Source organism: Pseudoduganella sp. GW821-FHT11H04 (assembly GCF_058807935.1).
Genome location: NZ_JBXARE010000014.1, coordinates 90,183 through 110,735, shown reverse-complemented (window position 1 = coordinate 110,735; position 20,553 = coordinate 90,183). Strand labels below are relative to the sequence as shown.

Sequence of the window (20,553 nt, the reverse complement as noted above, 5' to 3'; positions counted from 1 at the left end):
ATGACCACGAACGATATGCCACGTTGGGCAACCGGCTTTGTCCTGCCCATCCTGAACCTGATGTCCGCCCTGCTGGTGTCGGCGCTTGCGATCCACCTTATGGGCGAAGACCCGGTGGAGTCGCTGAAGATCCTGATCAACAGCGCCGTCGTCAATCCGGAAGGCTTGAGCTACACGCTGTTCTACGCCTCCACGCTTGTGTTCACCGGACTGGCCGTGTCGATCGCGATGCAGGCCGGGCTGTTCAACATCGGCGCGGAAGGCCAGATGTATTTCGGCGGCCTGGGCCTGACGCTGGTCATGATCAACCTGGACGCGGTGCTGCCATGGTACTTGCTGATCCCGGCCGGCATGGTCGGCGCCGCGGTATTCGGCGCGCTGTGGGCATACATTCCCGGCTACCTGCAAGCCAAACGCGGCTCTCACATCGTGGTGACCACAATCATGTTCAACTTCATCTGCGCCTCGCTGATGAACTTCGTGATCGTCAAGTACCTGATCCCTGCCGGCGAGCAGAATACCGCTTCACGCGTGTTCTCGGCCGCAGCGGAAATGCCGCGCCTGAACACATGGTTCCCGATCCTGGGCGAAACCCCGCTCAACATCGGTTTCTTCTTCGCCATTATCGCGCTGGTCGTTTACGGTATCGTGATGTGGCGTTCGGCGTGGGGCTACAAAGTGCGCGCACTGGGCCTGAACCAGCACGCCGCCCATTACGCTGGCGTGAAGATCAGCGCGATGATCATCCTCGTGATGGCGATTTCTGGCGCGCTGGCAGGCTTGGGCGCGGTCAACTCCATCATGGGCTCGACCCACTACCTGTCGCTGAACTTCGTTGGCGGCGCAGGTTTTGTCGGCATCGCCATTGCGCTGATGGGTCGCCAGCATCCCGTTGGCATCTTCCTGTCGTCGGTATTATTTGGCGCCTTGACCCAGGGCGGCTTCGACCTGTCGCTGGAAAAACCGAACATCCCTACTGAAACCTTTATCTTTATCCAGGGCTTGATCATCCTGTTCTGCGGCGCGATGGAATACCTGTACGCCCCGGTCATCATCAAGCTGCTCAAATCGCGCAAGGGTTAAGACCATGACATTCGAAGACCTCCACCTGGGCTCCGTCCTCGTCTCCACCGTACGCAATGCGCCGGTGCTGATTTTCGCCGCCATGGCCGGCCTGTTCGCGGAACGCTCCGGCGTGATCGACATCGGCCTGGAAGGCAAGATCCTGGCCTCCGCCTTCGTCTCCGCCGCCGTGGCCTTCGCCACGAAAAACCCATGGTTCGGCATCCTGGCCGGCATGGGCGTCTCCGTCGCGCTGGCCATGCTGCAAGGCTTCGTCGCCGTCACCCAGAAGGGCAACCAGCTCGTGGCCGGCATTGCGATCAACATCGCCATGAGCGGCCTGACCTTCGTGGTCGCGCAATACTTCTTCCAGCAAGGCGGCCGCACCCCCGACCTGGGCGAAGCGCGCCTGTTCGACGTGGTGCTGCCCGGCAGCGCCGCCGTGGCCGACGTGCCCTTCCTCGGCTGGTTCTACACCAAGCTGATTGGCGGCCACTCCGTGCTGGTCTACCTGGCCTTCCTGCTGGTACCACTGGTGCACTGGTTCCTCTACCACTCGCGCTTCGGCCTGCGCCTGCGCGCTTGCGGCGAAAACCCGCACGCCGCCGATGCAGCCGGCGTTTCCGTCGAACGCACCCGTTACAGCGCGATGCTGATCGCCGGCGTGCTGTGCTCCTTCTCGGGCGCCTACCTGGCCATCGTGCAATCGGGCTTCTTCCTGCGCGACATGTCCGCCGGCGCAGGCTACCTGGCGCTGACCGCCATGGTGTTCGGTAACTGGCGTCCTCTGTATACCTTCCTCGGCTGCCTGATGTTCGGCTTCTTTGGGGCGGTGCAGATCCAGCTGGAAGGCGTCGACTTGCCGGTCATCGGCCGCATCCCGGGCGCCCTGATCCAGATGGTGCCTTACGTCGTTACCGTAATCGTGCTGGCCGGCCTGATGGCCAAATCGGTCGCCCCGAAAGCGATCGGCGTACCGTTCGTCAAATCCCGCTAAGGCAACAACAGCGCTCATCGAAAACCCCGCTACGGCGGGGTTTTGTTTTATATTGCATGATGCAAGGAGCGTCGCCATGAGCCTACGACTGTTGTTGGTCCTTCTATATTGCCTGTGCCTTAATGCATATGCAGGAGACACGCGGCTCGTCTATCCAAAGTATTTTTCCGTTCTCGACAGCACCGGCGAATTCGATTGGATCGTGCTGCGCGTGGCGATGGACAAGACGGCCGCCAAGTTTGGCCAATATAAGCTCGGCCCATCGAAAGACCCGATGTCCGTTGCGCGCCTGTTGCAGGAAATGTCGTACCCGGAAGGCAGCATCAATGTCTTTGCCCGCGCAACCGACATCGAACTCGAAAAGAAATTCAATCCAATCCGCATTCCCATCGACCGCGGCCTGATGGGCATGCGCCTCCTCGTAGTTCGCCAAGGCGATTTGCCACGCTTCGCAGCCGTGCGCACTTTCGAAGACTTGAAGCGGCTCAGCGCCGGCCAGGGCAAGGGTTGGATCGATACCGAAGTACTTGTTGCGGCAGGCATCAGCGTCGTGGAGGCGCCGCGCCCTGACGCCTTGTACGCCATGCTGGAAGCAGGACGCTTTGATTTCTTCCCGCGCGCGCTGGACGAAGCCTCACGCGAATTGGATATGCAGCACAAGACACGCCCAGGCATCGTGATCGAGCCGACCTTGATGCTGCGCTATCCCCTGCCGCGCTACTTCTTCGTTCGGCGCAACCCGGAGGGCGACAAGCTTGCTGCGCGTATCAAAGCTGGAATGGAGATGATGGTGCAGGACGGCTCGCTGGCCGCCCTCTTCCGGCAATACAAAGGCCCGCTGATTGAACGCGCCGCCATTGGCAAACGCCGCATCATCGACCTGCCGAATCCCCTTCTTCCGCCAGAGACTCCTCTCCAGCGCAGTGAGTTGTGGTACCGCCCTTGAACGCAAGTGCAGCTAGCGTCAGCAAGGCGAAGACAGCACCGGCGCCAAAGGCGACTGCGGCGCCGTAACTGTCCCACAGCCATCCGGCAAGCGCACTCGATACCAGGAGCGCCACTCCGCTGGCCAGGTTGAACAGCCCGAACGCAGTGCCGCGCAAATGCGACGGCGCCGCATTGGCCACCATGGCCGACAACAGCCCTTGCGTCATCCCCATATGCAGCCCCCACAGGAAAACACCGCCGATGACTCCCCGCCAGCCCTGCGCCATTGCCAGCACCGCATCGGCAGCGACCAAGACCAGCAAGCCGGCAGCCAGCAAGGAGCGATGACTGACGCGGTCGGACAGTTTTCCAAATGGGTAGGCAGCGAGCGCATAAACAAAGCTCATTGCAGCCATGACCAACGGCACCTGGGCAATACCCATACCGCGCTCTTGAGCACGCAACACAAGGAAAGCTTCACTGAAGCGGGCCAGCATGAACAACATCCCGAGACCCACCAGCCACCAGTACGAGCGGCCAAGCTTGCGCAATTGCTCGCGGTGCAGAGGATTGATGCGCTTGCGACCCGGCGCTTCAGCGGGCTCGCGCACACCGACCACCATCAGCACCGTCGCCAATATGCCGGGAATGACGGCAACCCAGAACACACTGCGAAAATCGTTGGCCCACAAGAGCATCAAGCCGGAAGCGAGCAGCGGACCGGCACAAGCGCCAATCGTATCCAGCGACTGGCGCAGGCCAAAAGCAGCACCACGCATGGACTCCGGCGTCAGCTCGGCCAGCAAGGCATCACGCGGCGCACCGCGTATGCCTTTGCCGACGCGGTCGAGCAGGCGCGCCGTGGTGACCATGCCCATCGAACCTGCAATCGCAAACAGCGGTTTGGAGAAGGCGCCCATGCCGTAGCCAATGGCCGCAAGCGTTTTGCGTTTGCCCAGGTAGTCGCTGAGTGTCCCGGAAAACACCTTGACGCCCAGCGCGGTGGCTTCGGCCAGGCCTTCGAGGATACCGACAGCCAGCCCGCTCGCACCGAGCGTGCCGACCATGAAGAGAGGCAGCAGGCTGTGGATCATTTCAGATGAAATGTCCATCAGCATGCTCACCAGCCCCAGCACCCAAACGCTGGCCGAAAGCCGGTTGTTGGGTGGGGGCTGGGAAGTCATTATGGGAAGATCTTTTGCAGCACGGCGGCCAGGTTGTAGCCGCCTTTGATCAACTGCTCACGCGCGAGGGCGGACGATGGCACGGGATAGTTGTCCGGCACTGCCATTGCCCACACGGTGTAGCTCTCGCCGTTGCGGCTGGTCTGCTTGCTCGCAACGCCAACCTTTACGTCGGCGTAGGCTTGCTTGGCGACCGCCAGCGAGTCATTTGCCCACTGCACCGGCCAAGTGCTTGCCTCGCCCGTCGGCAGCGCGATCGACGGCTTGCCGTCAATCGCCCACTGGCTGAACTTGTCCACGGTGCGCATGCTGCTGCGGCGCATGGCGTAATCCACCGCAGTGGTGTCCCAGTAGGAGTGGAATGGCTTGGTTGGATACTTGGGTGGCGCTGTGTCATCGCCGGCAGGTATGCCGCTCTTTACGCTGGCTGCGGCCAGTGCCGCCTCATCCATCTGCAGGTTGTTGCCGCCGCGCGAATCGAAAACGTTCAGCGAGTCCACTTCCTTGTCGGTCTGCGGTACCACGAACTTGCCATCCTTGCTGACGAAGGCTGCGCCCACGTGCAGCGGCTGGTGGATGTCGCCGACCAGGTGCGTCAGCATCAACAGTGCCTGGCGCTTGGTGAATTTGCCGCTGCCCTTATCCTGCAAGGTGGCGATGCATTGCTCCAGCGTCTGCACCACATCATGCTCGGAAGTGCCAACGCCATGCAGGTGGTATTCGTTCAGCTGGAAAGGCACGTCGGTGTAGTGGTACTCCGAGTGGTCCGGATGGGTCGCCACATACTCGTTCATTTCCGGCGTTTGCGGACCGCAGAAAGTGCCCTTCACGCAGTCGGCCCAGTTAGCGATCTTCTCCAGGTCCTCGCCCGGCTGCAGCAGCGCCCTGACCTGCTTCTCGGCGTTGGAGCCTTTGATCAGGTTATCGGCAATCGCGCCAACGATGCGATGGCCGGAGTTACCCCATGCCATGGCATTGGTAGACAGGAAGGCGCCGGACAGCGCGGCGATCAATGCAAGTTTCTTCATTCTTCTTTACCTTTGCTAGGTTTCGGGTAGTTCTTGTTGATGTCCAGCGGCGCGGCGTACGGCGAGCTCCATGCCTGCTCTTGCAGCGCATACAGGCGCTTTGCCATGGCTTCGTTGCGCATGACCACTTCCATATTGCGCGACAGGTCGAAATAGCCGCCAGCCCAGTTACTGGTGCCGACCCAGGCCAGCTTGCCGTCGATGACCAGGGTCTTGCTGTGCAAAACGCGGGCGAACGGAATAAAACCGGTCGAGGCTTTCGGCAGCGTCACGATGCGCACTTCCACATTCGGCAAGATGGCCAGGCTTTTCAGGTGCTGCAGCGCCGGCTGCTCCAGGTTCCAGTTCGACACCATCAGCTTGACCTTCACCCCGCGCGTGGCGGCCGCACGCAGCGCGTTGTCGACCACAGCATAGTAAGGACGCGTTCCGTTCGGGCCATAGCTCAAGGGCGCATAGTCGAGCATGGAAACGCGGATTTCCTGCTTTGCATCCGCCAGCAAGGCCGGCAGCACGGTTTCGGAATCAGCCACACCGGCTGGATTGAATCCGCCCGGACTCGCGATGAGGAAGTTGGCGTCGGCAGGCAAAGCCACCGGTGCAGCATTGGCGAGGATGGCCGCTTTCGGCTGCAGCGGCGCCACCGATTTGCCGGCGGCCAGCGCCGCCTGCGCAGCCCAGTCCTGCTCGAAAATGGCCTGCACCTGGCCGACGATCCTGGCGTCGGTAATGCGCAAGCCGGTTTCGTGGATGTGGGTGAACGAACGCCAGTCGAAATTCTGGCTGCCGATGAAGGCAGCCTTGTGGTCCACAGTCAGGTACTTGGCGTGGATGATGCCATTGCCAGTTAGCTCGCTGACGTTCAGCACCCGCATCTCAAGGTTGGGGATTGCGCGCAGGCGTTCCACGGTCGCCTTGTCGGACAGGCCGGTAACGCCCTTCTTGTCGACCAGGAAACGGATCTTCACGCCACGCTTGCCGGCAGCCTCCAGGCGCTCGATCACCTTCTCGAACGGTGCGCCGGGCACGCTGGCAATGTAGAACTGGCCAATACAGATCTCTTCTTTCGCGTTGTCGAACAATTCGCTCCAGACTTCGCTTGCACCGCGCAGGTCATCGCTTTTCAGCGTGGTTTCAACCGGCACGGTCTGCACCAGTTCAAAGCCGGGAATCTGGAATGCCGCGTGGGCGCTGGCGAAGCAGCCTGCAAGCGCGGCGGCAAGGATAAAGCGGCGCATGGTTGTCCTTTCTTACTTGATGCGAATAATGCGCGGCATGGCGCCGAAGCTGCCAGCCGCTTTGTTGTCCTGCTCCAGGTGCACCAGGTAGCTGCGGAACGCATCAACGTCGCGCACTCCGGTTGCCACCCTATTGCTGCCCTGGCGGAAAGTCACAAAGCCGTCGTTGCCTTCGGCCAGGAAGTTAAATACTGCCACGCGGTAGCTCGCACCATCAGCGATTGCCACGCCATTCAGTTTGATGCTGTCACGCACAATGCGCTGGCCCTTTGGCTGGCGGGTATCCCAGGAATATGTGAAACCTTCGGATACCTGCAGCAACCCGCGCTTTTCCGGCTCATTGCCATCCCACTGCTGCTCGAGCAGCGTGGCGATCTGGGCGCCTGTCATATCCATCACCACGATTTCGTTCCCGAAAGGCAGTACCGCCTGCGTCTGCGCCACGCTCACCACATTGCCCGCGCCAGCATCGAGAGAGGTACGGACGCCGCCGGCATTGGTGAACGCGATTTGAGCGCCCCATTTGCGGCCAGCGACGAGAATCGAATCGGCAACCAGTTGGCCAAGCGGCGACTCATCGCCATCGACCATCAGGGTCTTGCTGATCGACGGCACAGCCATCTTCGCAACGGGTTTATTCAGCTCCGTATTGCCGCGCGCGCGCACCGACGCCACCAGGGCATCGACTTCCGGCACACCGGCATATTTACCGGGCTCCACGACGATATTGCGTGCATTGGCGTCGACCACGGCGCCCGTCCGGCGGTCCACCACCAGCGAAATACGCGTCAGCATATGGCCGAATTTCTCGGCCTGCGTTACCAGCCGGCCGTCGACGCGGCACAGGTAGCCGTTGTGCGAGTGGCCGCTGACCACCAGGCGCACCGCCGGGTCCAGGCGCTTGACCACATCGGCGATATCGCCGCCCATATCGTCGCAATACTGCTGGTCGTAGCGCGCCTCGGTCCTGCCGCCCTGGTGAATCAGCACCACGAACACGGTCGCGCCTTGCGCACGCAATTCCGGCAGCAGGCGGTTCACGGCTTGCGCCTCGTCGATGAATTGCAGGCCGGTGATGCCGGCAGCGGCAACCAGCTCGGGAGCGTCCTTCAGTACGGTGCCGATGAAGGCGACCTTGACACCCTTCACTTCATCGATACGGTAGGCCGGCAGCAAAGGCTGGCCGGTGCGCGTGTCGATCACGTTGGCGGCCAGGTAGCTGAATTTGGCGCCTTCCCAGGAGGGATTGAGTTTGCAGGCCTTATCAGGGCGCGGCGAGCTGGCGCAGCCGCCCTTCGCCTGGCGCAGCAGTTCGACACGTCCCGCATCGAATTCATGGTTGCCGACCGAAGTAGCGCGCATGCCAATCAGGTTCAGCGCCTGGATGGTTGGTTCGTCGGCGAACATGGCCGACAGTGCCGGGCTGGCGCCGATCATATCGCCGGCACCCACCAGCAGCAAGTCGGGATCATCTTTGCGCCAGGCTTGCAACGTGGCCGCGAGGGCATCAACACCACCCGCCTTGCCCTGTTCAAAAGTGGATGCCTCCAGGTAGCCGTGCAGATCGTTCAGCCCGACCAGCGTAAGTTCGACATGGTTGTCCGGGCGTTGTGCGGCGCAGCCGGCTAACAGGACTGCCAGGATGAGGTGGCGCAGGTAAGGCATAAGTTGCATACGCTGGGAATTAAAGAGAGATTGTACAGGCGACTGCACCAGCTGCAGCGCGGGGAAACTCTATGTTACGCACAAAAAAAACGGGCCTCGCGGCCCGTTTTTTCAGCTCATGCAACCACGTTTAGAACTCGTAGCGCACGGAAGCTTGCAGCTGCCACTGCGATTCACCACGCGACTGGCGAACATCGTAGTCCTTCACGGTGTCACGTACGCGGTATTCGTACTTGCCGGTGGCCGGGTCGATACCAGCGAAGTCCACGAACGAACGGGTCACGCCGCCGGACGAGGAGTAAGGCATCTCGTTGATGCGGCCCCACTTCTTGTTCAGCATGTTGCCGAAATTCATGATGTCGAAGGACAGCACGCCTTTGTGGCCGGACATGAAGCCTGGGATCTCCTGCTTAAGGCGCAGGTCGAAGTTATTGGTCCATGGAGCGAACGAATCGTTGCGCTGCACTACACCGCCAGCGGCGTTGCGCAGGCTGCGGTACTGGTTAACAGTTGTCCAGAACTTGTCTTCGTTGACGTGGCTCGTTGCGGTGTCGCCGACGAAGATCACATCGCCCGAACCTGGTGCACGTGGGATGTACATCAGGTCGTTGTTGGTGATGCCGTCGCCGTTCAGGTCGTTGTTGAAGGTCCAGCTGTACGGCTTACCGGTGCGGCCTTCGTAATTGATGCCGAAGGTGGTGCGGTAGTTGCCGAAGAAGGCCTTGCGGAAGTTCATGTACGCCGCGATACGGTCTTTCACCAGGTACTGGGAATTGGCCGTGGTGTTTTCGTTCGGGTTGAAGGTAGCGCGGGCATTGTAGGTCGAGCCGGAGGTCGAAGCCTGCAGTGGCGATACTTCCTTGGCGTCAGTGTAGGTGTACGACACGGACCAGCCGAAGCCGCCGATCAGAGGACGGGTCAGCGACAGGGTGGCGAGGTTCGACTTGCCTTCCTTGGTGTTGTACGCCACGAGAACGTTACCGTAGGACGCGTTGCTCAGCGCCTTGCTACGCGCACCGGTACAGGTCGTGCCGGTGGTGGTCAGGCTGCCGGTGGCGGTCCAGCAACCTGGGAGGTATGCCTGGGAAGTGTAGTACAGTGCACGGCCGTCGGTACCAGTCTTGGTCTGTTCGCCCAGGTTCAGGTTTTGGTAGTAGAGACCGTCCTTGGTCTTCAGCGACAGCACTTCTGCAGTGAAGGTCATGCCATACCATGGCAGTTCGTGGTCGAAGGCAAAGTTGGCTTTCCAGATCGAAGGCTGGCGGAAGCCTGCTGCCAGTGCGTCCACGTTAGCTTGGCTGGAGGATGCACCCAGGTTGGTCGGCTGTTTGTTGATGTCCGGAGTAAACATCGCGTCCGGGCATGGGGAGGTCGAGCTGCCGCAAGTCACGGTGCGGGTTGCCACGCCGTTGTTTTGATATGGGTTCGCCATCCAGACCGACATTGCCACGCCCTGGAACAGGCCGGCGCCACCGCGAATCTGCATTGGACGCGCGGTAGGGAACTTGTAGTTGAAGCCAGCACGCGGCTGCCACAGTTTCTGACCGTCGATAATGTTGGTGTTATCCAGGCCAAAACCACCAGTGGCGCGGGTGCTAGGCAGGCTGCCTGCCACGCGTGGAGCGGCTACGGCGGCGTTCAGGGTTGGACGCTCTGGCAGATCTTCCATGTCAAGGCGCACGCCGGCGTTGACGGTGAAGCGGTCCGTCACGCTCCAGGTATCCTGCACGAACAGGCCGGTATCCTTCAGGGTGAACTTGGCGATCGCATCGTCAAAGGTATGACCAGCAGCCGGCACCTGCACCGAGAAGCTCGATGGGCGGCCACGGGTGAAGTTCTCCATGATGGCCTTGGTCATATTGTCGTTATTGCTGCTGCAGAAGTTGCTAGCCGCGTTAGCGCCACCCAGGAAGTTGTATGCCACGTTCGGGATGCAACCGAAGGTGTAGTTGCCGTAGACGTTCTGCAAGAAGATGTTGGTCACTTCATTCTTGTTCATGTCCGCGCCGAACTTGACTTCATGCGCACCCAGGTTCCAGTTGGCGCCCACGTAGATGTCGTCGGTTTTGGTGCCCAGCACGTTGCGTTGGCGGCTGAATTCGGTACCCATGTCCAGGAAGCGGCTGGTGGTCGGCACGCTGGCAGGTGCGCCAACCGCGTTCGGGCCGCTCCAGTTCAAACCGATGGCCGGCAAAGTCGAGCCAGTGGTCCACAGGCTGTCGTAATCGCGGCGCGACCATTTGATCTCGGTCGAGAAGTTCGGAGTCCAATCGGAGAACAGCTGGGCAACCTTGGTTTCCAGGGTTTTGTTGTTGGTGATCCAGTAGCTGCTCAGGGACAAGCTGTTGTTAGCGATGCCGGAGAACATTGGCTCAGACTGCTGGGTCTTGGACCAGCGTACCATCAGGCGATGGTCGTCATTGATGTTCCAGTCAATCTTGGCAAGCTTGTCGCGCACATTCATTTGCGCTGGCGTAACCACCTCGGTACCGGGGTCCATGCCCCAGGTGTTCTTGGCGATGTCCTTGGCTTGCTGGATCTGGCCGGTGGTAATGCCGACGTTGGTCAGTGGCGAACCGACCGGGCCAAAGGTTGGCGATGCCAGGCTCGACTTGTACTTCTCGTAGTTGACCATGAAGAACAATTTGTCCTGCAGGATCGGGCCGCTCAGGGTCAGACCGTTGGTGGTGGTCTTGGAAGTAGGCGGTTTGGAGTAAGTATCGCTGGAGAGGTTATAACGGTCGCCAGCCATGTCCTGGTTGCGGAAAACGCTATATACCGAACCGTGGAACTTGTTGGTACCGGACTTGGTCACGGCGTTGATGTTGGCGCCGATATAGCCCTTCTGGGTCACGTCGTAGTTGGCAACGTTGACCTGCGAGGATTGGATCGCATCGATTGAAATCGGCTGCTTGGCGAACGGGGAGCCGGAGCCTTCCAGGCCAAAGGTATCGCTCACGGCAACACCGTCGATGGTCAGGGAGTTGAAGCGCGAGTTCTGGCCGGCCACGGAGATTTCGTTACGCTCCTTGTCGGTTTGCGAAACGCGCGGATCCATACGTGCGTAGTCTTGCAGGCTGCGGTTGACCGATGCCTGGATGTCCAGGTCGGCGGCGCTGATGGTGGTAACAGCACCCTGGTTATTCTTGCTGAATTTCTCGGCGCGGGCAGCGGAACCGGCGATGGTCACGGTTTGCATGGCCTGGCCGATGGTGGCGTCGACGGAAGCCGTTTCCGCCAGTTCGACGAAGACGTTTTCACGCTTTTCAGAAACACCGTTCTTGGTAATGATGATCGTGTATGGACCGCCAGCGCGCAGACCGCGCGCAATGTAGCGGCCTTCGGCGTCGGTCGTCACGTTGCTGGTCGAACCAGATTCAACGTGAGTAACGGTAACGGCCGCACCAGCTGCTGGCTTGCCATCGGAGCCCGAGATACGACCGCCGATCGCGGAAGTCGTGTTCTGTGCGAATGCCGGAGCGGCAAACATCAAGGACAAGCTAAACGCAATCTGCGTCAGCCGGAGCCGTTTATGATTCATCATTGATATACCCCAAAAGAGAACAAATTATTGGTAAATGTCGGCATCTTGCTGCATGCCGCATTTGCGCTTTTTACTAATGTTGCAAAAATAGTTGCCGCCCAACGAGTTTAGGCACCAACCATGACGGCGGTGCGACAGCTTCGTGACATTTGTGTGACGCCTTGGAATCCCAAGTTGCATAGACGTATCTTTCCGTCAACTATGCCTGAAAGGCGCGGTCAAAGACAAATTCATTTTCCCTTGCGTATTTATACGCAGAGCAAATAAATTGCCTATCGTTATACTTTTTTCAGCAAAAAACGGCGTGTTCTTAAGGCGAGATTATAAGAAGCTCGCGCCCCTGACGCCTTTGGAAACGTTTAGGATTTGTAAAAAGATACGCGCACTTGTGGCAAAAGGGCCACAAGTGCGGTTAAAGATGGGCTTACTTCAGCGAAATTGCTACGTCGGCTTCGAACTTTGTGAAACGGGCATCCAGCTGCTTCAGCAGGCGCTGTTTGTCGGCCTCGGCCAGGAAGGCGTAGCGAATGCTGTCATATGACAGCTTTTTTACTTCCGCATAGCTGGTCTTGTAGCGGCTGGCGAACAGCACGTACTCGTTCGACAGGGTATTGCGGCTGACACCGGTATCGTCGCTCGACAATACGAAAGGCACGCCGTATTTGCGATAGATGTTCAGCGGATGCGCCTCACCTTTCACGCCGAGGATGAATTCGTTCGAAGTCAGGTTCACTTCGACTGGAATATTTTTCTCGCGCATATTCTTCAGGATGGCAAGCGGCTGGCGTTCATGGGCGATATCCATGCCGTGGCCGATGCGCTTGGCGCCGGCAATGTCGATCGCTTCAGCAATGTGGAACTTCAATCCTTCCGGCGGCACCTGGCCCAGGGCCAGCTCACCGGCGTGCAGCGAGAGCTTCACGCTTGGATACTTTGCGCTCAAGAATTTGTACATGCGCATATGCAACTCGTAGTCGCGCATGGAGACAGGATAATGCTCGGCCCCGACGATATTCACCGACACCACCTTCGGGTTCTGGCTAGCGATCTTGAAGCCCGCAGCCATTTGCGAGAACACGATCGATGGCGACAGGAAGCGCAGCACGAAAGGCTGGTAGCGCATGGTGAAGTTATCGTCGTCGATGCCGGCGCTGCTGCTGTTGACGTAGGCGCTGTAGTCGGCGATGCCCTTGTTGAAGTCTTTGCTCGCTTCCAGCTTGGCCAGGTAGGCGGCGAAAGCTGCCTCGTCGGTCAGCTTGCCGTCGAACTCGGCATCGAAGGTGATTGGGGCGATCTCGAATACGGTTTCGATATAGCTGACGTTTTCGGCGATCGCGCGCTGCTTCAAGCGCTGCTGGCCATCGTTGCCATTGGTCGACGCCACGTCGTTAAAGCGCGGGAAAGTGGTGAAGAAAGCCAGGTCGGGAGCCAACTGGTCTTCGCTGTGATTGTAGAAGTCCAGGGTCGACCACTTGTGCAGCAGCGCGCGGTAGGCGAGCGGGTCTTGCTCCAGCTCGGCGACGGTTGCGCATGTCTTGGGGTCGGCTGGCTTGTCGGTCTTCACGCTCCAGCTGGATTTGTCGATGCAGTAGCCCAGCTTGGCAACCCACTCCAGGTATTGCTCAGCGTAGATGGCGCCCGAGTAATGGTGATGCAGGTCGGCGCCCTTCGGCATATTGTTGAAGAACATGGTCAGCTCGGCCGTCTTCGGCGCAGGGCCCGAAACCAGCGAGGCGAAGTGGCGCGCTGTGATGTCGGCGTTGTTCGCGGCGAAGGCTGGCGCGGCAAAAGCCGCGGCGATCAACAGGCTGGTCAAGTTCTTGTGCATGGTTTCCCTTTTCAGTGTGCTTGGTGGACCAGCTTCCCTGCCGAATATGTCGCCGCGATGGCGCGATCATCCCCCAGCAGCGCCAGTGCAAACAGCTGTTCTTCCAGGCTGTCGGTATTGGCGCTGCGGCGTGCCAGCAGCGGCGTGGCCTGCGGGTCGATCACGATAAAGTCCGCTTCGCGGCCAGCGGCAAAACTGCCGATCGTGTCTTCCAGGTGCAGGCTGCGCGCGGCGCCCAGCGTCGCCAGGTAGAACATGCGCATGGCAGGCAGGTAGCTGCCCTTCAAGCGCGCTACTTTATAGGCTTCATTCATCGTTTGCAACATGCTGAACGAGGTGCCGGCGCCGACGTCGGTGGCCAGCGAGAGCAGCATGCCGGCTTTATCCGCTTGCTCGAAGTCGAACAGGCCTGAGCCAAGGAACAGGTTGGAAGTCGGGCAGATCGCAGCGGCGGCCTTGGTTTCGGCCATGCGCGCGCGGTCGCTTTCGTCCAGCCAGATACAGTGGCCGTAGACGGCGCGCGGGCGCATCATGCCGTAGCGGTCATACACATCGAGGTAGCTGCGCGCCTGCGGGAACAGTTGCTTGACCCAGCTGCATTCCTCCTTGTTTTCCGAGACGTGGGTCTGCAGGAAGGTGTCGGGATATTTGCGCGCCAGCTCGCCGGCCAGCTGCAATTGCGCTTCAGTCGAAGTCGGGGCGAAGCGCGGCGTGATGGCGTACTGCGAACGGCCTTTGTTATGCCAGCGCTGGATCAGGGCTTCGGTTTCTTCGGCACCGCGTTCAGCGGTATCGCACAGGAAGTCCGGGCAGTGGCGGTCCATCATCACTTTGCCGGCGATCATGCGCAGCTCGCGCTTTTCGCTGGCGGTGAAGAAGGCGTCCACCGATTGCGGGTGCACGGTGCAGTAGACCATGGCCGTGGTGGTGCCGTTGCGCAGCAATTCATCGAGGAAGAACTCCGCCACCTGGGCACCGTGCGCGGGGTCGTCGAACTGGCGCTCGGTCGGGAAGGTGTATTGCTCAAGCCATGGCAGCAGGCCGGGCGCCGGCGAGGCGATCATATCGGTCTGCGGGTAATGCACGTGGGTGTCGATAAAGCCGGGCATGATGATCTTGCCGCGATAGTCCTTCACCTCCGTGCCGGGCGGCAGGGTCGGCGCCAGCGTGGCGTAGTCGCCAGCCGCGCTCACCTTGCCGTTTTCAACGACCAGCAGGCCATCCTCGTACCACGCGTGGGCGTGCTCGATGAAGGCCGGATCGGCGTGAAAATACAGCAAGCCGGCTCGGTAGGCTTGCACGCTGCTTGTTGTGCTCATGCTTATTCTTTCGCCTGGGATTCCCAGACTAACAGTAATTGTGCGGCAACCGAAGCGGCGATGACCGCCGGCGCCTTGTTGATGATACCCGGCATGCCGACCGGGCATACCATGGATTCCACGCTGAGGCCCTTGGCTTCCATGCGGCTGGTGAATTGCGCGCGCTTGGTCTTGGAGCCGATCAGGCCGAACCAGCCGACATTCTCGCGCGACAGGATTGCTTCGCACAGTTGCTGGTCAAGCGCGTGGCTGTGGGTCATGACCAGGTAGCTGGCGTTGTCTGGCGCCTCGTCGACGCACGCTTCCGGCGTGTCGGTGGCTTCGATGGTGACGTTGTCCGGCACTTCGGCCGGGAACATGGCGTCGCGCTCGTCGACCCAGGTGACGGTGCAGGGCAACTCGGCCAGCGCACGCACGATGGCGGCGCCGACGTGGCCTGCGCCAAACAACACCAGGTGGGCGCGCGGCGCGTTGACCGGATCGACCAGCCAGCGGCGGCCATCCGCGTCCGTGTGGATATGCGTTTCCTTATGCTGCTCGTTCGAGAGCCGGCATTCCGCCAAGCCGTCAATAGCGGTAATGCGGCAGCTGTCTTCCCGCCGCCGCTGGCGCAGCAGCGCCATGGCGTCTTCCAGCCCGCCGGTGACCGGCTCGAACAGCAGCCAGACCACGCCCCCGCAGCATTGTCCCAGCGAAGGGCCCAGAGGGAACCGCTCCAAGTGAACCCGCGCGTCGAGCTGCAACATGCCGCGAGCAATCTCCAGCGCCTTATGCTCAAGATGGCCGCCCCCAACAGTATCAAACTGCCCCTGCGCGGTGACCAGCATATGCGTCCCCGCCTCACGCGGCACCGAACCTTCGGCGCGCGCGACCGTGACAAGGACTGCCGGCGCTCCGGCTGGCGTCAACCAATCAGTCATATCAACCTACCGCTTCTACTGCCGCAACTGCGCGCAGGATTTCCTCGCTGGTTGCCGGAGCATTCAGCGGTGGATTGACACGATGCCCCCCGACCGCCGAAATGGCATCGCGGATCGCAAAGAACACCGAGAACGGCAGCAGCAGCGGCGGCTCGCCCACGGCTTTTGAGCGATGGATCGAATCCTCCACATTACGGTTCTGGAACAGACGCACACGGAAATCTTCCGGGCAATCGGAGATGGCCGGAATCTTGTAGGTAGAAGGCGCATGCGTCATCAGCTTGCCGCCCTGGTTCCACCACAGCTGCTCGGTCGTCAGCCAGCCCATGCCCTGGATGAAGGCGCCCTCCACCTGGCCAATATCGATGGCCGGGTTCAGCGATTGCCCCGCATCGTACAGCGCATCGGCGCGCAGCAGCTTCCATTCGCCGGTCAGGGTATCGACCACCACTTCCGACACCGCGGCACCGTAAGCGTAATACGAGAACGGGTGGCCGTTCATGGTTTTCGGATCCCAATGCAGGTTCGGCGTGGCGTAATAGCCATCGGACCAGAGCTGCACGCGGGCCAGGTAAGCCTTCTGCACCAGCGCCTCAAACGGCACGCTCTGGCCATTCACGTGAATCTCATTGCCGTAGAATCGGACATCGGAAATCTCGCCGCCCAGTGTGCGCACGGCAAATTCCGCCAGGCGCTCGCGGATCTGGCGCGCCGCATCCTGCGCAGCCTTGCCGTTCAAGTCAGCGCCGGTCGAAGCTGCCGTGGCCGAGGTATTCGCCACCTTGCTGGTATCGGTTGCCGTGATGCGCACGCGATCCATGTCCAGGCCCAGTTCATGCGCCACAACCTGCAGCACCTTGGTATTGATGCCCTGCCCCATCTCCGTGCCGCCATGGTTGACCAGAACCGAACCGTCGACATACACGTGCACCAGCGCGCCCGCCTGGTTCAGGTGGGTCACATTGAAGGCGATGCCGAATTTCACCGGGGTCAGCGCCAGCCCGCGTTTCAGCACCGGACTGTTCGCGTTGTAGGCGGCGACTGCGGCGCGGCGCTCGCGGTATTCGCTGGTCTGCTCCAGCTCCGCCACCAGTTCATGGATTACGTTATCCACGATCACCTGGCCATATGGCGTCTGGTTGCGTTCGATCTTGCCGTAGAAATTCAAGCGGCGGATGTCCAGCGGGTCGCGTCCCAGGTTGCGCGCAATCTCGTCGATGATGTACTCGATGGCGATAGCGCCCTGCGGGCCGCCGAAACCGCGGAAGGCGGTATTCGACTGGGTATTGGTCTTGCCGCAGGCGGCGTGGATTTCCACGTCCGACAGGTAGTAGGTATTATCGAAGTGGCAGACCGCGCGCGTAGCGACTGGGCCAGACAAGTCGGCCGAATAACCAGCGCGCGAGGTCATGTCGACCTTGGCCGCCAGGATGCGTCCTTGTGCGTCGTAGCCAACTTCGTACTCGTAATAGAAGCAGTGGCGCTTGCCGGTTACCATCATGTCGTCGTCGCGGTCGGCGCGCAGCTTGACCGGCTTGCCGGTGCGCGCAGCTGCAACGGCGGCCGATGCCGCCCACAAAGCCGATTGCGATTCCTTGCCGCCGAAACCGCCACCCATGCGGCGGCATTCCACCTGCACGTGGTGGGAATGCAGGCCCAGGGCGTGCGCCACCACATGCTGCATTTCGCTCGGGTGCTGGGTCGAGCACTGCACCAGCATGCCCCGGCCTTCTTTCGGGATGGCGTAGGCGATCTGGCCTTCCAGGTAGAACTGTTCCTGGCCGCCGACATACAGCTGGCCCTTGATCTTATGCGGCGCCTTTTCGAACGCAGACTGCGCATCACCGCGCAGCAGCTGCATTGGCGGCAGCACATAAGACTTCGCAGCCTTGGCTTGCTGCGGCGTCAGGATCGCGGGCAGCTCTTCGTAGCCAACCACGCCGCGCTTGGCCGCGCGGCGTGCATTGGTATGCGAATCCGCCACCACGATGAAAATCGGCTGGCCAACGTATTGCACGATGCCGTCTGCGAGGATCGGGTCGTCGTGGATGATCGGGCCGCAATCGTTGGTGCCAGGGATGTCGGACACCGTGTACACCGCAACCACGCCCGGCGCTGCACGCACGGCATCCAGGTCCAGGGAAGTGATGCGCGCATGCGCCTTGGACGACAGACCGAGGGCCGCATGCAGCGTGCCGTGGAGCTCTGGGATATCGTCGGTGTAAGTAGCCTGGCCCAGCACGTGCAGCTCGGCCGATTCGTGCGGGCGCGGAATGCCGACACCTGTCCAGGTGGCGGCCTTCAGTTCAGGAGTGACGGGATGGTTCATGGTGCTTCCTTTCACACACTGACAGCGAAAGCGTTGACGGCATCGGCCGCCAGCGGCGCATCGCTGCGCGTCTCCAGCCAGAAACGGCGCAGCAGGTTCTGCGCAGTCTTCATGCGGTATTCGCTGCTGGCGCGCATATCGCTCAAAGGCGCAAAGTCGCGCGTCAGTGCCGCCATGGCGTTAGCCAGCGCAGCCTCGCTCCAGGCGCGGCCAACCAGCTCAGCTTCCGCCTGCGCGGCGCGCTTTGGCGTCGCCGCCATACCGCCGAAAGCGATGCGTGCTTCGGCGATGGCGTCGCCGTCCATGCGGAAGGCAAAGGCAGCGCACACGGCGGAAATATCCTGGTCGAAGCGCTTGGCCAGCTTGTAGGTGCGGAAGCGAACGTCCGGCCGCGGCAGCGGCACACGCACGGCCTGCACGAATTCGCCCGGATACATGTCCTTCTTCATATAATCGAGGTAGAAGTCTTCCAGCGCCAGCACGCGCTCGCCTGCCGCGCCGCACAGAACGACTTGCGCGCCCAGTGCAATCATCCACGGCATGGAATCGCCGATCGGCGAGCCGTTGGCGACATTGCCGCCCAGCGTGCCCGCATTGCGGATCGGCAGGGAAGCAAAACGCTGGCGCAGTTCGCCCAGTTCATTCGGGTAATGCTGGCACAGCGCGTTGTACGCGTCCTCCAGCGAAACGCCGGCGCCGATTTCAATCATCCCGTCAGCTTCGCGCAGCACTTTGAGCGCGTCAACGTGGCCGAGATAAATAATGTCGCCCAGATCGCGCATCTGCTTGGTGACCCACAGGCCAACGTCGGTGGAGCCGGCTAGCAGCACCGCACCCGGATTGGCCGCACGCAACTGGATCAGTTCATCGAGGGTACGCGGCGCCAGGAATGTCTGGCCATGCGCACTGTAGACGGCGAGCGAATCGCGCTTCAGCGCTTGCAGCTGTTCGGCGACGCGGGCAACGTCGAATTCAACTTTCGGGAGTTCGACCATGCGCTGGGCGGCATCGATGATCGGGCGGTAGCCGGTGCAGCGGCACAGGTTACCGGACAGGCAATCGTCGATTTCCTTGCGCGAGGCGCACTGCCCTTCCTTCTTCAGGTACAGGCCCCACAGCGACATGGCGAAACCCGGGGTGCAGAAGCCGCATTGCGAACCATGGCATTCGACCAGGGCCTGCTGCACCGGGTGCAGCGCGCCGTCGGCCTGTTGCAGGTCTTCCACGGTGAACAGGGCTTTGCCGTCCAGCGTAGGCGTGAGCTGGATGCAGGAATTGACCGCTTTCAGCTCCAGCTTGCCGTCGACGACGCTGCCCAGCACCACGGTGCAGGCGCCGCAGTCGCCTTCAGCGCAGCCCTCCTTGGTACCGGTGCAACGCAAGTCTTCGCGCAGATGCTGCAACACAGTCTGCGTTGGGGCGGCGTCTCGCACTTCATGTACGGCGCCACGGTAGTAAAAGCGGATCGGTTCTGACATCTTGGCCTCGCAGGTCTCCTAGCTTGCAAGACTATCACTATCGCACCCCGACCATATAAGAATTCTCTGATTTTGAATATCAGATGTTTCGCATATAGGGGTGATGCTTGTGCCAGTGCTCGGCAATGTCGATGCGGCGGGTGATCCACACCTTGTCATGGCTTTGCACATAGTCGAGGAAACGCGCCAATGCGGCAGCGCGCGCCGGACGGCCGATCAAGCGGCAATGCAGGCCGATCGACAGCATTTTCGGCTGGTTCAGGCCGTTCGGGTCCCCTTCCTTATAGAGTACGTCGAATGCGTCCTTGAGGTAATCGAAGAATTGGGTGCCGCTGTTAAAGCCTTGCATTGCGGCAAAGCGCATATCGTTGGTGTCCAGGGTGTAAGGGACGATCAATTGCGGGCTGACGCCTGGCTTGCCGTCGGCGTCGGTATGCGCCACCTCCTGCCAGAACGGCAAGTCATCGCCGTAATAGTCGGCGTCGTAGCGGAAGCCGCCATGCTCCACCACCAGGCGGCGCGTGTTGGGCGAATCGCGGCCGGTGTACCAGCCCTGCGGCGCGCTACCGGTCAGGTCCTTGATGATTTGCACCGCTTGGTTCATGTGGGCGCGCTCGGTTTCCTCATCCATGTTCTGGTAAGTGATCCAGCGCAGGCCGTGGCAGGCGATTTCGTGGTCCAGCTCCTGGAAGGCGGCCACCGCTTCCGGATTGCGTTGCAGGGCCATCGCCACGCCGAAGATGGTCAGTGGCAGCTTGCGTTCTTCGAACATGCGCAGCAGGCGCCACAGGCCGGCGCGCGAACCGTATTCGTATATCGACTCCATGCTCATATGGCGGCTCGGGAAAGCAGCCGCGCCGATGATCTCGGACAGGAAGGTTTCCGATGCAGGATCGCCGTGCAGCACGCAATTCTCGCCGCCCTCTTCGTAATTCAGCACGAATTGCAGGGCCACGCGGGCCTGGCCTGGCCATTGCGGGTGGGGTGGCGTGCGGCCGTAGCCGATGAGGTCGCGGGGGTAATTGCTCATGATG

At 60.9% G+C, this 20,553-nt stretch carries 14 protein-coding genes; 3 read left to right on the top strand and 11 right to left on the bottom strand.

Features of this window, described 5'->3' with window-relative positions:
- The 3 genes from AC1RTP_RS23805 (at position 1) to AC1RTP_RS23795 (ending at position 3,005) form a co-directional block, all read left to right on the top strand.
- Positions 1-1,083 carry an ABC transporter permease gene (locus AC1RTP_RS23805; protein ID WP_498611117.1) on the top strand — a complete coding sequence of 361 codons (1,083 nt, stop codon included), beginning with the start codon at positions 1-3 and terminating at the stop codon, positions 1,081-1,083.
- A gap of 4 nt (positions 1,084-1,087) precedes the next feature.
- Positions 1,088-2,059, top strand: coding sequence for an ABC transporter permease (locus tag AC1RTP_RS23800; protein ID WP_498611116.1), 972 nt, complete (start codon positions 1,088-1,090; stop codon positions 2,057-2,059).
- Between the two features lie 76 nt (positions 2,060-2,135).
- Positions 2,136-3,005, top strand: coding sequence for a hypothetical protein (locus AC1RTP_RS23795; RefSeq protein WP_498611115.1), 870 nt, complete (start codon positions 2,136-2,138; stop codon positions 3,003-3,005).
- Here AC1RTP_RS23795 and AC1RTP_RS23790 read toward each other — a convergent pair.
- The 11 genes from AC1RTP_RS23790 to puuE all read right to left on the bottom strand — a co-directional run bounded on the left by AC1RTP_RS23790 (position 2,932) and on the right by puuE (position 20,549).
- Positions 2,932-4,170 (bottom strand): MFS transporter, encoded by a 1,239-nt coding sequence (locus AC1RTP_RS23790; protein WP_498611114.1) that lies wholly within the window; start codon positions 4,168-4,170, stop codon positions 2,932-2,934. The two genes, AC1RTP_RS23795 and AC1RTP_RS23790, sit on opposite strands and share 74 nt — an antisense overlap.
- Entirely contained in the window at positions 4,170-5,198 is a 1,029-nt protein-coding gene (locus tag AC1RTP_RS23785) for a S1/P1 nuclease (protein ID WP_498611113.1), read from the bottom strand. The genes AC1RTP_RS23790 and AC1RTP_RS23785 overlap by 1 nt, the downstream gene beginning before the upstream one ends.
- Positions 5,195-6,436 carry a phospholipase D-like domain-containing protein gene (locus tag AC1RTP_RS23780; RefSeq protein ID WP_498611112.1) on the bottom strand — a complete coding sequence of 414 codons (1,242 nt, stop codon included), beginning with the start codon at positions 6,434-6,436 and terminating at the stop codon, positions 5,195-5,197. Before AC1RTP_RS23780 ends, AC1RTP_RS23785 begins: the two co-directional genes overlap by 4 nt.
- A 12-nt stretch (positions 6,437-6,448) precedes the next feature.
- Positions 6,449-8,110: a bifunctional metallophosphatase/5'-nucleotidase gene (locus AC1RTP_RS23775; protein WP_498611111.1), complete on the bottom strand. Its 1,662-nt coding sequence runs from the start codon at positions 8,108-8,110 to the stop codon at positions 6,449-6,451.
- Between the two features lie 121 nt (positions 8,111-8,231).
- Positions 8,232-11,645 (bottom strand): TonB-dependent receptor, encoded by a 3,414-nt coding sequence (locus tag AC1RTP_RS23770; protein WP_498611110.1) that lies wholly within the window; start codon positions 11,643-11,645, stop codon positions 8,232-8,234.
- 424 nt (positions 11,646-12,069) lie between these two features.
- The gene (locus tag AC1RTP_RS23765; protein WP_498611109.1) at positions 12,070-13,473 is read right to left on the bottom strand and encodes an adenosine deaminase family protein; all 1,404 of its coding nucleotides are present in this window, start codon (positions 13,471-13,473) and stop codon (positions 12,070-12,072) included.
- Between the two features lie 11 nt (positions 13,474-13,484).
- Positions 13,485-14,792 carry a guanine deaminase gene (gene guaD / locus AC1RTP_RS23760; protein WP_498611108.1) on the bottom strand — a complete coding sequence of 436 codons (1,308 nt, stop codon included), beginning with the start codon at positions 14,790-14,792 and terminating at the stop codon, positions 13,485-13,487.
- A 2-nt stretch (positions 14,793-14,794) separates the two neighbouring features.
- Positions 14,795-15,712, bottom strand: a complete 918-nt coding sequence (gene xdhC / locus AC1RTP_RS23755) for a xanthine dehydrogenase accessory protein XdhC (protein WP_498611107.1) — start codon at positions 15,710-15,712, stop codon at positions 14,795-14,797.
- A gap of 1 nt (position 15,713) precedes the next feature.
- Complete coding sequence (gene xdhB, locus AC1RTP_RS23750; RefSeq protein WP_498611106.1) at positions 15,714-18,041, bottom strand: xanthine dehydrogenase molybdopterin binding subunit; 2,328 nt, start codon at positions 18,039-18,041, stop codon at positions 15,714-15,716.
- A gap of 11 nt (positions 18,042-18,052) precedes the next feature.
- On the bottom strand, positions 18,053-19,519 hold the full coding sequence (xdhA, locus tag AC1RTP_RS23745; protein WP_498611105.1) for a xanthine dehydrogenase small subunit: 1,467 nt from the start codon (positions 19,517-19,519) through the stop codon (positions 18,053-18,055).
- Between the two features lie 79 nt (positions 19,520-19,598).
- Complete coding sequence (puuE, locus tag AC1RTP_RS23740; protein WP_498611104.1) at positions 19,599-20,549, bottom strand: allantoinase PuuE; 951 nt, start codon at positions 20,547-20,549, stop codon at positions 19,599-19,601.
- Between the last annotated feature and the right edge of the window lie 4 nt (positions 20,550-20,553).